15 protein-coding genes are annotated in these 18,108 nt (G+C 70.7%); 11 read left to right on the plus strand and 4 right to left on the minus strand.

Going from position 1 to position 18,108, the window contains the following annotated elements; genetic code table 11:
• The first annotated feature begins 45 nt into the window (after nt 1–45).
• The 4 genes from V5O40_RS13955 (at nt 46) to galT (ending at nt 4,280) form a co-directional block, all read left to right on the plus strand.
• Complete coding sequence (locus tag V5O40_RS13955; protein ID WP_332905819.1) at nt 46–600, plus strand: DM13 domain-containing protein; 555 nt, start codon at nt 46–48, stop codon at nt 598–600.
• 195 nt (nt 601–795) lie between these two features.
• The gene (gene cysC / locus V5O40_RS13960; protein ID WP_332905820.1) at nt 796–2,325 is read left to right on the plus strand and encodes an adenylyl-sulfate kinase; all 1,530 of its coding nucleotides are present in this window, start codon (nt 796–798) and stop codon (nt 2,323–2,325) included.
• A 93-nt stretch (nt 2,326–2,418) separates the two neighbouring features.
• Nucleotides 2,419–3,207, plus strand: a complete 789-nt coding sequence (locus V5O40_RS13965; protein ID WP_332905821.1) for a DeoR/GlpR family DNA-binding transcription regulator — start codon at nt 2,419–2,421, stop codon at nt 3,205–3,207.
• Nucleotides 3,204–4,280, plus strand: coding sequence for a galactose-1-phosphate uridylyltransferase (galT, locus tag V5O40_RS13970; RefSeq protein WP_332905822.1), 1,077 nt, complete (start codon nt 3,204–3,206; stop codon nt 4,278–4,280). The genes V5O40_RS13965 and galT overlap by 4 nt, the downstream gene beginning before the upstream one ends.
• Before the next feature lie 358 nt (nt 4,281–4,638).
• Here galT and V5O40_RS13975 read toward each other — a convergent pair whose 3' ends face one another.
• Both V5O40_RS13975 and V5O40_RS13980 read right to left on the minus strand, forming a co-directional pair.
• Entirely contained in the window at nt 4,639–5,856 is a 1,218-nt protein-coding gene (locus V5O40_RS13975; RefSeq protein ID WP_164447792.1) for an NADP-dependent isocitrate dehydrogenase, read from the minus strand.
• Nucleotides 5,857–6,040: 184 nt separating this feature from the next.
• Nucleotides 6,041–6,439 (minus strand): VOC family protein, encoded by a 399-nt coding sequence (locus V5O40_RS13980; RefSeq protein WP_332905823.1) that lies wholly within the window; start codon nt 6,437–6,439, stop codon nt 6,041–6,043.
• An 82-nt stretch (nt 6,440–6,521) separates the two neighbouring features.
• On the opposite strand from V5O40_RS13980, the gene V5O40_RS13985 reads away from it, so the two are divergent.
• Nucleotides 6,522–7,295, plus strand: coding sequence for a TetR/AcrR family transcriptional regulator (locus V5O40_RS13985; RefSeq protein ID WP_332905824.1), 774 nt, complete (start codon nt 6,522–6,524; stop codon nt 7,293–7,295).
• Nucleotides 7,296–7,363: 68 nt separating this feature from the next.
• Here the strand turns inward: V5O40_RS13985 and V5O40_RS13990 are convergent, their stop codons facing one another.
• Together V5O40_RS13990 and V5O40_RS13995 are read right to left on the minus strand one after the other, a co-directional pair.
• Nucleotides 7,364–8,314, minus strand: a complete 951-nt coding sequence (locus tag V5O40_RS13990) for a malate dehydrogenase (RefSeq protein WP_164447795.1) — start codon at nt 8,312–8,314, stop codon at nt 7,364–7,366.
• Nucleotides 8,315–8,394: 80 nt separating this feature from the next.
• Nucleotides 8,395–9,255 (minus strand): bifunctional methylenetetrahydrofolate dehydrogenase/methenyltetrahydrofolate cyclohydrolase, encoded by an 861-nt coding sequence (locus V5O40_RS13995; protein ID WP_332905825.1) that lies wholly within the window; start codon nt 9,253–9,255, stop codon nt 8,395–8,397.
• 648 nt (nt 9,256–9,903) lie between these two features.
• Here V5O40_RS13995 and V5O40_RS14000 point away from each other — a divergent pair.
• From V5O40_RS14000 to V5O40_RS14025, 6 genes are all read left to right on the plus strand, one after another.
• The gene (locus V5O40_RS14000) at nt 9,904–11,508 is read left to right on the plus strand and encodes a peptide ABC transporter substrate-binding protein (RefSeq protein WP_332905826.1); all 1,605 of its coding nucleotides are present in this window, start codon (nt 9,904–9,906) and stop codon (nt 11,506–11,508) included.
• 81 nt (nt 11,509–11,589) lie between these two features.
• A complete protein-coding gene (locus tag V5O40_RS14005) occupies nt 11,590–12,528 on the plus strand; it encodes an ABC transporter permease (RefSeq protein WP_332905827.1) in 939 nt (312 codons plus the stop codon).
• 15 nt (nt 12,529–12,543) lie between these two features.
• Nucleotides 12,544–13,500, plus strand: a complete 957-nt coding sequence (locus V5O40_RS14010; protein ID WP_332905828.1) for an ABC transporter permease — start codon at nt 12,544–12,546, stop codon at nt 13,498–13,500.
• A 66-nt stretch (nt 13,501–13,566) separates the two neighbouring features.
• On the plus strand, nt 13,567–14,604 hold the full coding sequence (locus tag V5O40_RS14015; protein WP_332905829.1) for an ABC transporter ATP-binding protein: 1,038 nt from the start codon (nt 13,567–13,569) through the stop codon (nt 14,602–14,604).
• Nucleotides 14,588–15,616, plus strand: a complete 1,029-nt coding sequence (locus tag V5O40_RS14020) for an ABC transporter ATP-binding protein (RefSeq protein ID WP_332905830.1) — start codon at nt 14,588–14,590, stop codon at nt 15,614–15,616. Before V5O40_RS14015 ends, V5O40_RS14020 begins: the two co-directional genes overlap by 17 nt.
• A 93-nt stretch (nt 15,617–15,709) precedes the next feature.
• Nucleotides 15,710–18,079: a putative bifunctional diguanylate cyclase/phosphodiesterase gene (locus V5O40_RS14025; RefSeq protein WP_332905831.1), complete on the plus strand. Its 2,370-nt coding sequence runs from the start codon at nt 15,710–15,712 to the stop codon at nt 18,077–18,079.
• The last annotated feature ends 29 nt before the right edge of the window (nt 18,080–18,108 follow it).

Consider the following 18,108-nt stretch of genomic DNA (forward strand, 5'->3'; position numbering starts at 1 on the left):
GTTTGCCGGCTGACACGCCGCGACCAGCCGCGAAAGACTGGGAACATGCTCAGTCGCCTGTTCCGTACCCCGTTGACGTGGATCGCGCTCACCGTTCTGGCCGCCGGTTCGGCCTTCGGCCTGTACTGGTTCCAGCCCTGGAAGCTGCTGACCGACGCCGAGGTGTCCGAGCGACTGACGACGGTAGCCACCCCGGCGAGTTCCCCCGCGCCTACCGGTTCCGCCGCGCCCGCCTCCCCCGACGCCGGGGCGGCGACGCTGGTCAGCTCCGGTGATTTCATCAGTCACGAGCACGACACCTCCGGCAGCGCGCGCATCGTGCGCACCGCCGACGGGCGGCACCGGCTGGAGTTGGTCGGTCTGAACACCTCCAACGGCCCGGACCTGCGGGTCTGGTTGACCGACCAGCCGGTGATCGAGGGCCGGGACGGGTGGCACGTGTTCGACGACGGCCGCTGGGTCGAGTTGGGGCGGCTCAAGGGCAACCGCGGCGACCAGGGTTACGCGATCCCGGACGACGTCAAGCTGACCGACCTGACGAGCGTCTCCATCTGGTGCAAGCGTTTCTCGGTCTCGTTCGGGGCGGCCACCCTGGGCTGAGGTCGCGCGGGTACGACGTCGCACGGAGCGGCCGGCGACCGGGCACCGCCAGCCCGGTTGCCGGCTGCGGTGAGCAGTCGATCGCGGGACGACGGGCACCCGTCGGCACGGGTGGCCCGGCGGACGTGGTGGCGCTCTCGACCGATCGGCGGCCGGCTGCGAAACTGTGTGCCGGTCGCCGGAGTTGGGGGTCTGATGAGCAACGGGTGGGTGCTGCCCGACGAGGTGCTGCGGGAGGCACCGACGTACACGCCGCGTCCCGGTGAGCTCGCGGATCTCGAGCTGCTGCTGATCGGTGCGTACGCGCCGCTGACCGGCTTCATGACCCGGGCCGATCTGGTCTCGGTCAGCCGCCGGGGCCGGTTGGTCGACGGCACCCCGTGGCCGGTCGCCGTCACCCTGCAGGTGCCCGCGACGCTGGCGCAGCAGCTCGACCTCACCGACCCGGCCCGTCGGGCCCTGGTGCTCACCGACAGCGAGGGCGCACCGATGGCGGCCCTGGAGGTGGCCGACGTCTGGCCGATCCGCGACGCGGTGGCCGGGGTCGGCGGCACCGTGCGCCGGCTGGGCGACGGCGCTCACGGCCCGTTCCAGCGGTTGCGGCGTACGCCCGAGGAGATCCGCGCGTTGCTGCCGCCGGGTCGGGTGCTCGGGGTGGTCGCCGACCGCCCGTTGCACCGGCCGCAACTGGCCCAGATCGCGCACGCGGTACGCACCCTGAGCGCCCACCTGTTGATCATGATTCCGGTGGGCGAGGACGGCACCGGCGGACTGCCGCCGGAGGCGCTGGTGCGCAGCGTGTTCGCCGCCCGGGACCGGATGCCTCCGGCGACCCTGGTCGCCGTGCCGTTCTCCCGGCGACGCGACGAGATCAGTGACGCCCTGCTGCTGGCCCGGGTCTCCGCCGCGTACGGCGTCACCCACCTGCTCTCCACCGGCGAGATGCTCTCCGGGGCCGGGCTGCGGGTGCTGGTCCCCCGTGAGCTGGCCTACGACAACCGGGACGGCCAGTGGCGCTGGCGCGACGACATCCCGCCGCGCAACCGGCGACTGGCGCTCAGCCAGGCGGAGATCGAGGACCTGCTGGACCGGGGTTTCCCGCTGCCCGAGTGGCACACCCCTCCGGCGGTGGCCAAGGAGTTGAGTCGGGCCCGGCCGCCCCGGCGGCACCGTGGCCTGGTGGTGTTCCTGACCGGGCTCTCCGGTTCCGGCAAGTCGACGGTCGCCCGGGGGCTCGCCGACGCGCTGCGCGAGGAGGGCGAGCGTACGGTCACGCTGCTCGACGGCGACGTGGTTCGTCGCGAGCTGACCGCCGGGCTGGGCTTCAGCCGGGCCGACCGGGACACGAACGTGCGACGGATCGGGTGGGTCGCCGCCGAGATCGCCCGGCACCACGGGATCGGCATCTGCTGCCCGATCGCCCCGTACGCCCAGGCCCGGGCGACCGCCCGGGAGATGGCGATGGCGGCGGGCGCCGGGTTCGTGCTGGTGCACGTCGCCACGCCACTGGAGGTCTGCGAGAAGCGCGACCGCAAGGGCCTGTACGCCCGGGCCAGGGCGGGACTGCTCACCGGGATGACCGGCATCGACGACCCGTACGAGGAGCCGACCGACGCGGATCTGGTGCTGGATACCACCGATCTGACCGTCGACGAGGCGGTGCAGCGGGTCCTGCACCACCTGACCGAGACCGGTTGGGTGGAGCCGCGCCTGCCCGCGCTCTGACACCGGGGATCGCCCCTTCCGGTGATCGACTCCGCACGTTAGTGTTTGTTTCTGTTCGGCTGCGTTCGATCATGTGACTTCGGGAAGGGGCCGATGCTCGCGCGGCAACGCCATGCGGCGATCCTCGACCGGGTCCGGGTGACCGGCGGCGTACGCGTCGGCGAGCTGGCCGCCGAGTTCGGCGTCTCCGAGATGACCGTCCGCCGCGACCTGGAGCTGCTGCACGAACGTGGGCTGCTCGCCAAGGTGCACGGTGGCGCCACCGTCGCCGGTGCCACCGACGAGCCGGGCTTCCAGGCCAAGTCGGTACGCCAGCAGGCCGAGAAGACGGCGATCGCGGCGCGGGCCGCCCAGCTGGTCCGCCCCGGCGCGGCGATCGCGCTCTCCGCCGGTACCACCACCGCCGAGCTGGCCCGGCATCTGGTCGACGTGCCGGCGCTGACCGTGGTGACCAACTCGCTGCCGGTGGCCGACATCCTGCACGAGCGGGGCCGCGCCGACCAGACGGTGGTGCTGACCGGTGGGGTACGCACTCCCTCCGACGCCCTGGTCGGGCCACTTGCCGTCGGCGCCGTCCGCACCCTGCACCTCGACCTGCTCTTCCTCGGCGTGCACGGGATAACCGAGCGGACCGGTTTCACCACCCCGAACCTGACCGAGGCCGAGACGAACCGGGCGCTCGTCGCGGCGGCGGACCGGTTGGTGGTGCTCGCCGACCACACCAAGTGGCAGACGGTGGGCATCTCCGCCATCGCCGACCTGGGCACGGCGGATGTGCTGGTCACCGACGACCGGTTGACGCCGCAGGCCCGACGACTGCTCAGCGACCGGGTCGGCGAGCTGATCGTCGTGCCGGTCCCCGACGGCGGGACACCCCGATGAAACGTACGGCGATCAGCCTGGCCGACGGCCGCGAGCTGATCTACTTCGACGAGCGCGACGACGCCGTCCGGGACCAGCCGGACCGACGCCCGTTGCCGCCTCCCCCACCCGCCTCCCAACTGCGCTACGACCCGCTCACCGACGAGTGGGTGGCGCTGGCGGTGCACCGGCAAACCCGGACCTTCCTGCCGCCGGCCGACCAGTGCCCGCTGTGCCCCTCGACGGCGGACCGGCTCAGCGAGATCCCGGCCCCGGAGTACGCGGTCGCGGTCTTCGAGAACCGGTTCCCGGCGCTGAGCGAGCGGGTGGTGGCGGAGCCGGCGGCGATCACCCCGTTCACCGCGGCCCGACCGGGGCAGGGGCGCTGCGAGGTGGTCTGCTTCACCGACGACCACAACGCCTCCTTCACCGCGCTGCCGCCGAGCCGGGTGCGTACCGTGCTGGACGCGCTGGCCGACCGCACCACGGTGCTCGGCGGGCTCCCCGGCGTCGAGCAGGTCTTCTGCTTCGAGAACCGGGGCGTGGAGATCGGGGTGACGCTGCATCACCCGCACGGGCAGATCTATGCGTACCCGTTCATCACCCCCCGGACGCGGTCGCTGCTGGACGCGGCCCGCCGACACGCCGAGCGCACCGGTGGCGGCAATCTCTACGCCGACGTGCTGGCCGCCGAACGCGCCACCGGCGAGCGGGTGGTGGCGGCGAACCAGCACTGGACGGCGTACGTCCCGGCGGCCGCCCGGTGGCCGTTCGAGGTGCACCTCGCGCCACACCGGGCGGTGCCCGACCTGCCGGCGCTCAGCGACGCGGAACGCGACGCGTTCGGGCCGCTCTACCTGGACCTGCTGCGTCGCTTCGACGGGCTGTTCGACACGCCCATGCCCTACATCGCCGCCTGGCACCAGGCACCGGTACGCGTCGGGCGGGAGCTGGGGCATCTGCACCTGCAACTGTTCAGCGTCCGGCGGGCCGCCGACAAGCTGAAGTACCTGGCCGGCTCGGAGTCGGCCATGGGGGTCTTCATCAACGACATCGCCCCGGAACGGGCCGCCGAGCTGCTGCGCGCGGTGTGACGGACAGTCGTCGCGGGACACCGCGCCGGGCCGCGCCCGGCTCCCGCGCCCGCCGGGCTCGCGACGGCAGGGCTGGGGACGGCAGGGCGCGGGGGGCCCGGGACAGGGCCCCCCGCAGGGAAGGGACGGCTGGCTGTACTCGACAGCCGGGAAGGCTGGCTGCTGGGCACGCGCGTCGCGCGGTGGCGACGGTCAACCTTCCTGGACGGGACTGGCATCTCGTCCACCCAGGTCAACGAGGCGCGCCGGAACGAAGTGACGCCGGTTGGCGCGTCCGGTCGCGACACGCCGCCGTTTCCGGGATACGCCGAGCCCGCCGGCGCTCGGGCCGGCGGGCTCGGCGTACCGCGGGTGAGCCTCAGGCGGCCAGGCGACGCGCCAGGTTCTCGTCGAGCGTGTTCATGAACTCGTCGGTGGTCTGCCACGGAGCGTCGCGCGAGATCAGCAGCGCGAGGTCCTTGGTCATCTGGCCGCCCTCGACGGTGTCGACGATGACCTGCTCCAGGGTGTTGGCGAACTCGGTGACCGCCGGGGTGTCGTCCAGCTTGCCCCGGTGGGCCAGGCCCCGGGTCCAGGCGTAGATCGACGCGATCGGGTTGGTCGAGGTCTTCTCACCCTTCTGCCACTGCCGGTAGTGCCGGGTGACGGTGCCGTGGGCGGCCTCGGCCTCGACGGTGCGACCGTCGGGCGAGAGCAGGACGGAGGTCATCAGGCCGAGCGAGCCGAAGCCCTGCGCGACGGTGTCGGACTGCACGTCACCGTCGTAGTTCTTGCAGGCCCAGACGTAGCCGCCCTCCCACTTGAGCGCGGCGGCGACCATGTCGTCGATCAGCCGGTGCTCGTAGGTGAGCCCGGCGGCGTCGAACTCGGCCTTGAACTCGTTCTCGAACACCTCGGCGAAGATGTCCTTGAACCGGCCGTCGTACGCCTTGAGGATGGTGTTCTTGGTGGACATGTAGACCGGGTAGTTGCGGTCCAGGCCGTAGCGGAACGAGGCGCGGGCGAAGTCCCGGATCGAGTCGTCGTAGTTGTACATGCCCATCGCGATGCCGCCGCCGGGGAAGTTGGCGACCTCCATCTCGACCGGCTCCGAGCCGTCGGCGGGGGTGTAGGTGATGGTCACCGTGCCCGGGCCGGGGACCACGAAGTCGGTGGCCTTGTACTGGTCGCCGTGGGCGTGCCGGCCGATGATGATCGGCTTGGTCCAGCCCGGCACCAGCCGCGGCACGTTGGACATGATGATCGGCTCGCGGAAGACCACGCCGCCGAGGATGTTGCGGATGGTGCCGTTCGGCGACCGCCACATCTTCTTCAGCCCGAATTCCTCCACCCGGGCCTCGTCCGGGGTGATGGTGGCGCACTTGACGCCGACGCCGTGCTCGGCGATGGCGTTGGCGGCGTCGACGGTCACCTGGTCGTCGGTGGCGTCGCGGTGCTGGATCGACAGGTCGTAGTAGTGCAGGTCGACGTCGAGGTAGGGCAGGATCAGCTGCTCGCGGATCTGCTTCCAGATGATCCGGGTCATCTCGTCGCCGTCGAGCTCCACGACCGGGTTGTTTACCTTGATCTTCGCCATCGGCCGGCGCTCCTCTCGGGTGACATGCTCAAGCAGTACGAGCGTACTGGATCGGCTCGGACGAGGAACGCCGCGCCCGCCGGTCGGTCCGCGCCGGCGGTGCCGGCGCCACGGACGGGCACCGGGCCCGGGGAGGCAGTACCCCCGCCGGGCCCGGTGCACACCAGCACCCGGACCGCCTGACTCAGTCGGCGGCCCCCGGCTCGTGCACCCACTGCACGAGCTGCAGGATCACCCCGTTGGGATCGGTGACCTGGAAGAAACGCTCACCCCACGGCTCGGTCTGGATCGGGGTGGTGATCGGCACCCCGGCGGCGGTGAGCCGGGCGTACTCGGCGTCGATGTCGTCGACGACGAAGGCGACGAGCACCCCTTCGGCCCGCTGCGTCCGCAGGCTTTCCGGCTGGAGACTGGCCAACCCGGTACGCAGGAAGATCAGGTTGAACCCGACGTCGTCCCGGGCCAGCGAGACGAAGCCGTCGGCGGACATCTGCTCGTGGAATCCGAAGTACTGCTTGACGAACGCGGCCGAGGCCGGCACGTCCTCGACGTTCAGCGAGATCGCCGATGCCGTGATCTGCACGCGCACCCCCTGTGCGGAGACAATAACTACGTACATTGTACAACGTACTGCGTACGGCAATTCGACCTGCGAAGATCGTGGGGTGCCCGACCACCGCACCGGAGGCGGAGACCCCGCTCACACCCTGCGCCTGCTCTGGCGCCAGACGGACGACGCCCCTCGTCGTGGCCCCCGCCCGGGCCGCTCACTCGGCGACATCGTGACCGCGGCGATCGAGCTGGCGGACACCGAAGGGCTGGACGCGGTGACCATGCGCGCGCTCGCCCAGGCCGTCGGCGTCGCGCCGATGACCCTCTACACGTACGTTCCGGGCAAGGCCGAGCTGCTCGACCTGATGCTGGACGCCCTCTACACCGGCATGCCCCGGCCGGACCGCTCCGGCGCCCCGTGGCGGGCGCGGGTGGCGGCGGTGGCGGCGGACAACCGGGCCCTCTTCACCGCCCACCCCTGGGCGGCCGAGGTCGCCACCGGTCGCCCGCCGCTCGGGCCGGGCCAGATGGCCAAGTACGAGTACGAGCTGCGTGCCTTCGACGGCACCGGGCTGGACGACGTGGCCCGAGACGCCGCGTTGACCTTTGTCCTCGACTTCGTGCGGGCCGCCGCCCGCTCGGCGGCCGAGTCGCGCTCCGCGCAGCGGGAGAGCGCCTGGACGGACGAACAGTGGTGGACGGCGAACGCGCCCCTGTTGGCGCAGGTTCTCGACGAGCGGCGCTTCCCGACCGCCGTCCGGGTCGGCGCCGCGGCCGGTGCCGCGCAGAACGCCGCATACCACCCCGACCAGGCGTACGAGTTCGGTCTGGCCCGCGTCCTCGACGGCCTGACCACCCTGATCGCCACCGCCCAACCGCCGCAATGACCAGGAGGTTCGCCCCTCGGATCAACTGTCCGAGACGCGAACCTCCTGGTCAGCTCAACTCTTCGGGGTCACATGGACGCGACGTCAGCCTGCTTGGCGCGGACGGCCTCGGCGGCCTCCTTGAGAGCGGCCAGTTCGTCGGCGTCGAGGTCGGTCTCCACCACGCGCTTGACGCCCTGGGCACCGATCTCGGCCTCCACCCCGAGGTAGACACCGGAGATGCCGTACTCGCCGTCCACCCAGGCACAGACCGGCATGACCTCGCCCGAGTCCTCGGCGACGGCCTTCGCCATCCGGGCCGCCGCCGCCGACGGCGCGTAGTACGCCGACCCGGTCTTGAGCAGCGCCACCACCTCGGCGCCACCGTTGCGGGTACGCACGACCAGGTCCTCGATCTGCTCGGCCGGCATCACCTCGCGCAGCGGCTTGCCGTTCACGCTGCTCTGCGAGGGCACCGGAACCATGGTGTCGCCGTGCGAACCCAGGGTGAGCGTCTTCACCGACTTCACCGGTACCTGCAACGCCTCGGCGACGAAGTTGCTGAACCGGGCGGTGTCCAGCATGCCGGCCTGGCCGAGCACCCGGTTGCGCGGGAACTGGGTGGCGATCTGGGCCAGCGCGGTCATCTCGTCCAGCGGGTTGGAGACCACGATGACCACGGCGTTCGGCGCGTACTTGGCCACGTTCTCGGCGACCTGGCGGACGATCTTGGCGTTGGTCTCCAGCAGGTCCATCCGGCTCATCCCGGGCTTACGCGGCAGACCGGCGGTGATGACGACCACGTCCGAGCCCTCGATGCCCTCGTAGCCCTCACCGTTCGGGCCGGTCGTGACGCCGACCACCTTGGTCTCGAAGCCCTCCACGGCACGCGACTGGTTGAGGTCGAGAGCGATGCCCGCGGGCTTGCCCTCGATGATGTCGGTGATCACGACGGTGTCGAAGACGTCGTACTCGGCCAGGCGCTGCGCGGTGGTGGAGCCGTAGAACCCGGCCCCGACGACAGTGACCTTCTTACCCATGGTCGTCCCACTCCCTGATACCAGTCGGTTTTCCGGACCGTATCAGCCATCCTGGCACCGATCGGGCCAGGGGCGGACGGTTATGGGCGTTCGGCCCGCTCCACGACGTTCGTGAGCAGCATCGCGCGGGTCATCGGCCCGACACCACCGGGCATCGGCACCAGCTTGCCGGCCACCTCGGCGACCTCCGGGTCCACGTCACCGGTGTAGCGGCCCTTGCCGTCCGCGCCGATCACCCGGGTGATGCCCACGTCGACCACGACGGCACCGGGGGTGACCATGTCCACGGTGAGCAGGCCGGGCACCCCCGCCGCCACGATCACGACGTCGGCGGCCCGGGTGTGCGCGGCCAGGTCCAGCGTGCCGGTGTGGCAGAGGGTGACGGTGGCGTTCTCACTCCGCCGCGTCAGCAGCAGCCCCAACGGACGCCCGACGGTGTTGCCCCGGCCCACCACGGCCACGTTGGCGCCGCGCAGCGGAACGTCGTGCCGGCGGAGCAGTTCCACGATGCCGCGCGGGGTGCAGGGCAGCGGCGCGTCGTAGCCGAGCACCAGCCGACCCAGGTTGACCGGGTGCAGGCCGTCGGCGTCCTTGTCCGGGTCGATCAGCTCCAGCACCCGCTGCGTGTCCAGGTGTGCCGGCAACGGCAGTTGGACGATGTAGCCGTGGCAGGCGGGGTCGGCGTTCAGCTCGGCGAGGACCTGGTCGACCTGTGCCTGGGTGGCGTCGGCCGGCAACTCGCGGCGGATGGAGGCGATCCCGACCTCGGCGCAGTCCCGGTGCTTGCCGTTGACGTACGCCTGGGAGCCCGGGTCGGACCCGACCAGCACCGTGCCGAGCCCCGGCACGGTCCCCCGTTCCGCCAGCGCCTTCACCCGCGCCCGCAGCTCGTCCTTGATCTCCGCCGCGGTCGCCTTGCCGTCCAGAAGCGTCGCCGTCACGAGCAGATCGTCTCACGTCCACCGTCACCGGCTCCCCCGACCTCGGCGACCCGACCGGTCGGCCACGGTCGGCCACCCGGCGAGCGGCTCGGTGGCCCGGCATGGTGATGGGGTGGCGCCCCCTGTCGAGCTGAGGGCGCAGACGGATCGGGCCCATCGGCCTTCGGCGCGACGGCAGGGACGGCGGCGAGAGCACGGACGGGTCAGCTCGACAGGAGGCGGACAGGAGTGCTGCCGGGGCGTGAGCCGACCTCTGCCGGCCCGGCCCGGACGAGGAGACCGCCAACTACTTTTAGTCACGTGGTGTTAATCACCCAGCGTGACGGCTTGTGTGGCACCGCACAGCGATTCCGGACTGCGGGGCACGAAGGCAGACAATCCGACGATCATGCCGAGTCACCGCCAGGACTCCCCAACCAGCCGCCGACACCGCCTAGTCACGCCATATCACCGCACCTCAGAGCAGACAATTGCGGATTCGCGTAGCACGGGCCCACGGGACTGACAAGACCGGGGGTGGCATTCCGTTACCCCTTCGCAACCACTGCGTTGCCGAGACGCGGCATTCGACCTACCGTTGCCGGTCGTTGCGCAGCGTCACCCAATGCCGGGCCCGACTGCGGAGCGTAATGGAGATGAGGAGGCTAGATGCGTGTTCGTAGGCTCGCCGCCTGGACCGCCCTCCCGCTCGCGGTGACCCTGGGCCTGGTGGCCTGCGGCTCGGGCGGCGACGGCGGATCCGGCGAGAGCGACCCCAACGCGGCCGTGCGGATCGAGATCGCCGAGCCGCAGCACCTGGTGCCGACAAACACCAACGAGACGAGTGGCTCCCAGGTGCTCGCCGCCCTGTTCAGCCCGCTTGTCGACTACGACGAGGCCCACAAGCCGTACGAGGTGGCCGCCGAGTCGATCACGTCCGAGGACAACACCACCTGGACGATCAAGCTCAAGGACGGCTACACCTTCCACAACGGCGAGCAGGTGACCGCCGACAACTACGTCGACGCCTGGAACTACGGAGCGTACGCGCCGAACGGGCAGAACTCCAGCTACTTCTTCGAGAAGATCGCCGGCTACGACGACCTGCAGGGTGAGAACCCGAAGGCCGAGACGCTCAGTGGGCTGAAGCAGGTCGACGACCTGACCTTCACCGTCACGCTCTCGCAGCCGTACAGCGAGTTCAAGTCGATGCTCGGCTACACCGCCTTCTACCCGCTGCCGGAGGCCGCGTTCAGCGCTCCCGGCGAGCTGGCCGAAGGCTTCGAGCAGGCGCCGATCGGCCAGGGTCCGTTCAAGATGAAGGGCACCTGGCAGCACGACGCCAAGGTCGAGGTCGAGCGGTACGACGCCTTCCCCGGCGAGCAGCCGAAGGTGGCCGGCGTCGAGTTCCGGATCTACCAGCAGCTCACCGCGGCGTACGCGGACGTGCTGTCGGACAACCTCGACGTGATCAAGACCATCCCGACGGAGAACCTCTCCACCGCCGGCACCGACCTGGGCGACCGCTTCCTGCAGAGCCCGGCGTCCTCGCTGCACTTCCTGGCGTTCCCCACCTTCCAGGAGGAGTTCAGCAACCCGGACGTGCGCAAGGCCATCTCGATGGCGATCGACCGCGAGGAGATCACCCGGTCGATCTTCAAGGACTCGCAGCAGCCGGCCCGCGCGTTCGTCTCCCCGGCCGTCGCCGGCTACCGGGAGAACACCGTCGGCGCCGCGGGTGAGTTCGACCCGGCCAAGGCCAAGTCGCTCTACCAGGCCGCCGGCGGACCGTCGAAGATCACCCTGTCCTACAACGGCGACGGTGGCCACAAGGACTGGATCGACGCCACCTGCAACCAGCTCAAGGCCAACCTGGGCGTGGACTGCGTCGGCAGCGCCGAGCCCAAGTTCGCCGACCTGCTGACCAAGGTCAAGGCCAAGCAGCCGGTGGGCCTGTTCCGGATGGGCTGGATCATGGACTACCCGTCCATGGAGAACTACCTGGGCCCGCTGTACAGCACCAACGGTTCGTCGAACTACTACGGCTACAGCAACCCGGACTTCGACCGGCTGCTCGCCGAGGGCGCCAGCGCCCCCAGCGAGGAGGAGGCGATCAAGAAGTACCAGGAGGCCGAGGACCTGCTGGCCGAGGACCTGCCGGTCGTACCGCTGCGGTTCGGCCAGAACAACTTCGGTCACTCGACGAAGGTCAAGAACGTCGAGATGGATCTCTTCGACCGGGTCAACCTGACCAAGATCGAAGCCATCAGGTAACACCCACGCTTGCGGGTCGGGTCATCGCGAGGTGACCCGACCCGCCACGCGGTTCGCACCTTTTCAGAGAGACTGCCAAGTATGTTCCGCTTCATCGTGCGGCGTCTGCTCCAGATGGTCCTGGCCTTCTTCGGGACCACGCTGATCGTCTACGCGCTGATGTTCGCCGGTCAGGGTGACCCGATCCAGGCACTCGCCGGCGAGCGCCCGGTCACCGCCGCACAGCGGGCATACCTCACGGAGAAGTACCACCTGGACGCCACCGGCGTCGGCGGCTTCTTCTACCGGTACTTCGACTACATCTCCAACCTGCTCCGCGGCGACCTGGGCGAGTCGCTCACCGGACGGTCGATCGGCGACATCCTCGCCGCCGCCTGGCCCGTCACGATCAGGTTGGCCCTGATCGCGATCGCGGTCGCGGTCATCTTCGGCGTCACCGCGGGCGTCCTCGCCGGCATCCGGCGGGCCAGCGTCTTCGACAACGCCACCCTGCTGTTGACCCTGCTGGTGCTCGGCATCCCGACGATCGTCCTCGCCCCGCTGGCGCAGTACTTCCTGGGCGTCAAGTGGCAGGTCTTCCCGCCCACCGCCGGCGCCGACCCCGACTTCTACGCACTGCTGCTGCCCGGCATCGTGCTCGGCTCACTCTCCCTGGCCACCGCGCTGCGGCTGACCCGTACCTCGGTGGCCGAGAACCTGCGCGCCGACTACGTACGCACCGCCCGGTCGAAGGGCCTGCCGAACCGGCGGGTGGTCAGCGTGCACGTGCTGCGCAACTCGCTCATCCCGGTGATCACCTTCCTCGGCGTCGAGGTCGGCAACCTGATGAGCGGCGCGATCATCACCGAGGGCGTGTTCAACATCCCCGGCGTCGGCTTCAACCTCTTCCGCGGCATCCGCACCGAGGACGGCCCGCTGGTGGTCGGCATCGTCAGCGTGCTCGTCGTGGTCTACCTGGTCGCCAACCTGGTGGTCGACATCCTGTACGCCGTCCTGGACCCGAGGATCCGCTATGAGTGAGACAAGGGTGGACCCGTGAGCGACTTCGAGACGGTGGCGGCATCGGAGAACCAGGCCGCGCGGCGTGGGCCCTCCGGCGAGCCCGGCACACCGAACCAGGTGGGGCGCCCCCGCAAGCCGCGCAGCCTGGCCGGCGACGCCTGGCGCGACCTGCGCCGCAAGCCGATCTTCTGGATCAGCCTGCTCCTGGTGCTGCTGGTGACCGCGATGGCCGCCGTGCCCGGCCTGTTCACCAGCAACGACCCCGCCGAATGCGTGCTGTCCCGGCAGCACGCCGGGCCCTCCGGCGGCGCCATCTTCGGGTACGACTTCCAGGGCTGCGACACGTACGCCCGGGCGGTGTACGGCGCTCGGGCGTCGCTGCTGGTCGGTGCCCTGAGCGCGCTGTTCACCGGCCTGATCGCGCTGGTCGTGGGGATGCTCGCCGGATACTTCGGCGGCTGGGTCGACGCGGTGCTCTCCCGGGTGATCGACATCGTGCTCGGCATCCCGCTGCTGCTGGCCGCGATCGTCCTGCTCAAGCGCATCGGCAGCGACAGCGCCACGGTACGCGTCGCCGCGGTCATCTTCGTGCTGGCGGTGCTCGGCTGGACCACCGCCGCCCGGGTGGTCCGTTCCTCGGTGATCACCGCCCGGGAGCAGGACTACGTGGCCGCGGCCCGGATGCTGGGGGCCGGCAACGGACGGATCATGTGGCGGCACATCCTGCCGAACGCGCTCGCCCCGGCCATCGTGGTGCTGACCATCGCGCTCGGCTCGTTCATCGCCGCCGAGGCGACGCTGTCCTTCCTCGGCATCGGGCTGCGGGAGCCCACCATCTCCTGGGGCATCGAGATCAACAACGGTCGGGTGCACATGCGGGAGTCGGCGACCCCGCTGGTGGTCCCGTCGACCTTCCTGGCGCTGACCGTCCTGGCCTTCATCATGCTCGGCGACGCGATCCGCGACGCCTTCGACCCGAAGCTCCGGTGAGGCGGTCATGCGAGCGCGAGGAGTGAGCGCAGCGAGCCCCGCAGTCGCGAGCGAAAGGCAGGCACCGTGAGTCAGCATGCCGTCCGGCCGACGCCGGCCTCGCCCACTCCGCCCGGCGGGCACCTGCTGGAGGTGCGCGACCTGCACGTCGAGTTCCGTACCGGCGAGGGTGTGGCCAAGGTGATCAACGGGGTCAGTTACCACCTGGACCCGGGCGAGACGCTCGCGGTGCTGGGCGAGTCCGGCTCCGGCAAGTCCGTCACCGCCCAGGCCATCATGGGCATCCTGGACACCCCACCGGCGCACATCAGCTCGGGCGAGATCCGCTACTCCGGCCGCGACCTGCTCGGCCTGCCGGAGGAGCAGCGCCGGCAGATCCGGGGCAAGGAGATCGCGATGATCTTCCAGGACGCGCTCTCCGCACTGAATCCGGTCTTCCCGGTCGGCTGGCAGATCGGCGAGACGCTACGCCAGCGACTCGGGATGTCCCGCGCGGACGCCCGCCGCCGTTCGGTGGAGCTGATGGACCTGGTGCAGATCCCGGCGGCGGCACGGCGGATCGGTGACTACCCGCACCAGTTCTCCGGCGGCATGCGGCAGCGGGTGATGATCGCGATGGCCCTGGCGATGGAGCCGAAGGTGCTCATCGCCGACGAGCCCACCACCGCGCTGGACGTCACCGTGCAGGCCCAGATCATGGACCTCCTCGCCGACCTGCGGCGGAACCTGGACATGGCGATGATCCTGATCACCCACGACCTGGGTGTGGTCGCCGACGTCGCGGACCGGATCGCGGTCATGTACGCGGGCCGGATCGTCGAGCACGCCGACGTCCGCTCGCTGTACCGGGCACCCGCCCACCCGTACACCAAGGGTCTGCTGGACTCGATCCCGCGCCTGGACCAGCGGGGCGGGAAGCTGTCCACCATCCGTGGCCTGCCACCCAACCTGATGCGCATCCCCAGCGGTTGTCCCTTCCACCCCCGGTGCCCGTACGTGCAGCAGGTCTGTGTGGACGTGGTGCCGCACGATCTGGTCCTCGGCGACGGCCGGACCAGCGCGTGCCACTTCGCCCAGGAGGTACGTGATGACCGCGCCGGCTAGCCCCACCACGGTTCGCGGCGAGACCCTCCTCGACGTCAACCACGTGGTCAAACACTTCCCGATCACGCAGGGCGTGGTGTTCAAGAAGAAGACCGGTGCGGTCAAGGCCGTCGACGGGGTGAGCTTCCAACTGCGCCGGGGCGAGACGCTCGGCATCGTCGGCGAGTCGGGCTGCGGCAAGTCCACGCTGGCCCGGCTGCTGATGCGGCTGGAGAAGCCGACCGCCGGCCGCGCCACCCTGGCCGGTCGGGATCTGTTCGCCGCCTCCGGCGGTGAGCTGCGCCGGATCCGACGCAACATGCAGATGGTGATGCAGGATCCGTACACCTCGCTGAACCCACGGATGACCGTCGGCGACATCATCGGCGAGCCGTTCGAGATCCATCCGGAGGCGGCCCCGAAGGGCAGCCGCCAGCGGCGGGTCCAGGAACTGCTCGACGTCGTGGGGTTGAACCCGGAACACATCAACCGGTATCCGCACCAGTTCTCCGGCGGTCAACGCCAGCGCATCGGCATCGCCCGCGCGTTGGCGCTGCGGCCCGAGGTGATCGTCTGCGACGAGCCGGTCTCCGCGCTGGACGTCTCCATCCAGGCGCAGGTGATCAACCTGCTGGAGGAGCTTCAGGACGAGCTGGGCCTGTCCTACATCTTCATCGCGCACGACCTGTCGGTGGTACGGCACATCTCCGACCGGATCGCGGTGATGTACCTGGGCCGGATCGTGGAGATCGGCACCGAGGACGAGATCTACGATCGGGCCACCCACCCGTACACCCAGGCGCTGCTCTCCGCGGCGCCGGTGCCGGACCCGGACGCCCGGGAACATCGCAGCATCATCCGGCTGCGCGGTGACGTGCCGAGCCCGGCGGACCCGCCGAGCGGCTGCCACTTCCGTACCCGGTGCTGGAAGGCCCAGGACATCTGCGCCACCCAGGACCCGCAGGCGGTGCCGCGGGCCGCCGACCCGCACCCCTCGGCCTGCCACTTCGCCGAACTCCGCCCGGGACGGTGAGCACGGACCTCCCTCCCCAGTGGATACTGCGGCATCGAAGAAGCACCCGATGACGGATGGCGAGCCTCTGCTCACTCACTAGGGTGTACAGCCGTGACGCAGGTGGCGCTACGACCGACGACGGGCCCCACGGTCGGGGTGGCCGCGACGAACAGTCGGATCACCGTGCGGTTCGTGCAGGCCACCGTGGCGGTCGCCGCCCTCGGCACCGCCTGGTGCGTCGCGAACTTCACGGTCGGTGCCGGCACCGAGGCGCTGGCGTACCTGTTCGTTCCGGTCGGCGGGGTCTTCGCCGCCGGGTCCGTCGTACACCTGCTCCGCCACGCTGCCCTCGACCCGGTCACCCGACGCTTCTGGCGTGCGCTCCTCGTCGCGGCGGTCACCATCACCACCGGGTACGGCTGGCTGGCGCTGGACATGCTGACGCACGCCGCCGAGGCCCGTACCCGGAGCATGCCCCTGCCGGCGGCGGCCTGCGTGGCGATCGGATTCGTCGTCGCCATCTGGGCGGTGGCCCGGGTGCCGGTCGCCGAGACCGGCGGTGTCGAGCGGTGGCGCCTCCTGCTCGACCGCACGATCGCGTTCCTCGGCTGCGCGGCTCTGCTCTGCTACATCGGGCTGGCCCCGATGCTGACCGCTGACGAGGCGTGGAGCCGGCAGGCGATGGCGCTGGTCGGGCTCGCCTTCCTGGTCGCGGTCGGCGCCGCGACGAAGGTGTCCTTCGTCGCCGGCGGTCCGGTCGACCGGGTCGCCCTGCGGTTCGTCGCGGCCAGCGGCGGCGTCACCGCCGCGATCGTCGCCGTGCTGGCGGTCCGGTACGGGTACGTCGCCGGCATCCCCGCCCAGGCGGTCGTGATGCCGCTGACCCCGGTCTTCTTCACCCTCGGCGTCCGGGCGCAGTGGCGGGCCCGTCTCGGTGTCCGCCGCGATCGGACCCCCAACGGGGTGCTGCTGCCGTACCTGGCGGTGGTGGCGGTCGACGTGCCGCTGCTCGCCGTCGCGTTCGGCGCCCCGCTGACCTGGCCGGTCCGGGTGGTCCTGATCGCCGCCGTGGTGGTGACCGCGCTGGTCAGCGTCCGGCAGTTCATCGCCTACCGGGAGAACGCCCGGCTGCTGCGCAACACCCGTCTCCAGGAGGAACGCCTGCAGTACGAGGTCAGCCACGACGGCCTCACCGGGCTGGCCAACCGGGCGCTGTTCCGGGACCGGCTCGCGTCCGCACTCACCGCCACGACACCCGCGTCGGTGCTCCTGGTCGACCTGGACGACTTCAAGACCGTCAACGACCTGCTCGGGCACGGCGTCGGTGACCGGCTGCTCGTGTCGGTCGCCGAGCTGCTGCGTGCCGAGGTCGGCGACGACGGTCTGCCGGTACGGGTCGCCGGTGACGAGTTCGCCGTCCTGCTCACCGGCCCGCACGCCGACCCCGAGAAATTGGCCGGCCGGCTGCTGGCCGCACTCGACCAGCCGATCAGCCAGCACCGCCTGCTGGTGCAGGCCAGCATCGGCATCGCCGACGCCGGGCCCGGAGCCACCGTCGACTCGGTGCTGCGGGACGCCGACGTGGCCATGTACACGGCCAAACAGCGCGGAAAGGCCAGCTTCGTACGCTACGTGGACGGCATGGGTGAGCCGGTGCTGGCGCACATGCAGCTCGGCGGCGAACTGCGACGGGCCCTGGACGACAACGAGCTGCGGATCGTCTACCAGCCGATCCTGCGGCTGGACGACGGGTGGCTGGTCGGGGTGGAGGCGTTGGTCCGCTGGCACCACCCGACGCGCGGGCTCGTCGGACCGGCCGAGTTCATCCCGGCCGCCGAGCGGACCGGCCTGATCGTGCCGCTGGGCCGGTTCGTGCTGCGTGAGACGTGCCGCCAGGCGGCGGCGTGGTCCCGGGAGTTCGGGCCGGACGCACTCCGGGAGGCGGGCCTGAACGTCTCCGCCCGGCAACTGCACGACCCCGACTTCGTCTCCGACGTGACCGCCGCGCTGGCCGACAGCGGGCTGCCCTGCGAGCGGCTGGTGCTGGAGGTGACCGAGTCGGCGGTGCTGCGCGGTCAACAGGTCTCCCGGACCCTCTTCGAACTCGACCGGATGGGCATCCGCCTCTCCCTCGACGACTTCGGCACCGGCGAATCGTCGCTGAGTCTGCTGCGCGCCTTCCCCGCCGCGATCGTGAAGCTCGACAAGTCCTTCGTCGACGGTATCGAGATCGACGACGGCCAGGCGGGGGCGGCCGCGGCCCGGCAGGCGGTGGCCCGGGCGGTGATCCAGCTCGCCCACGCCCTCGGCCTGGAGACCGTCGCCGAGGGCGTCGAGAGCGCCGAGCAGGTCGCGGTGCTCCGTGCCCTCGGCTACACCCGTGGCCAGGGCTACCACCTGGCCCGACCGATGACCGCCGAAGGCATCTCCGGCCTACTGGCCGGTCAGCGGACCGTGGCAACCGCCCAACCGACGACCTGAGACGGGGACTGGCGGGCTGATGTGCACGG

This window comes from Micromonospora palythoicola, assembly GCF_036689795.1.
GTDB lineage: Bacteria > Actinomycetota > Actinomycetes > Mycobacteriales > Micromonosporaceae > Micromonospora > Micromonospora palythoicola.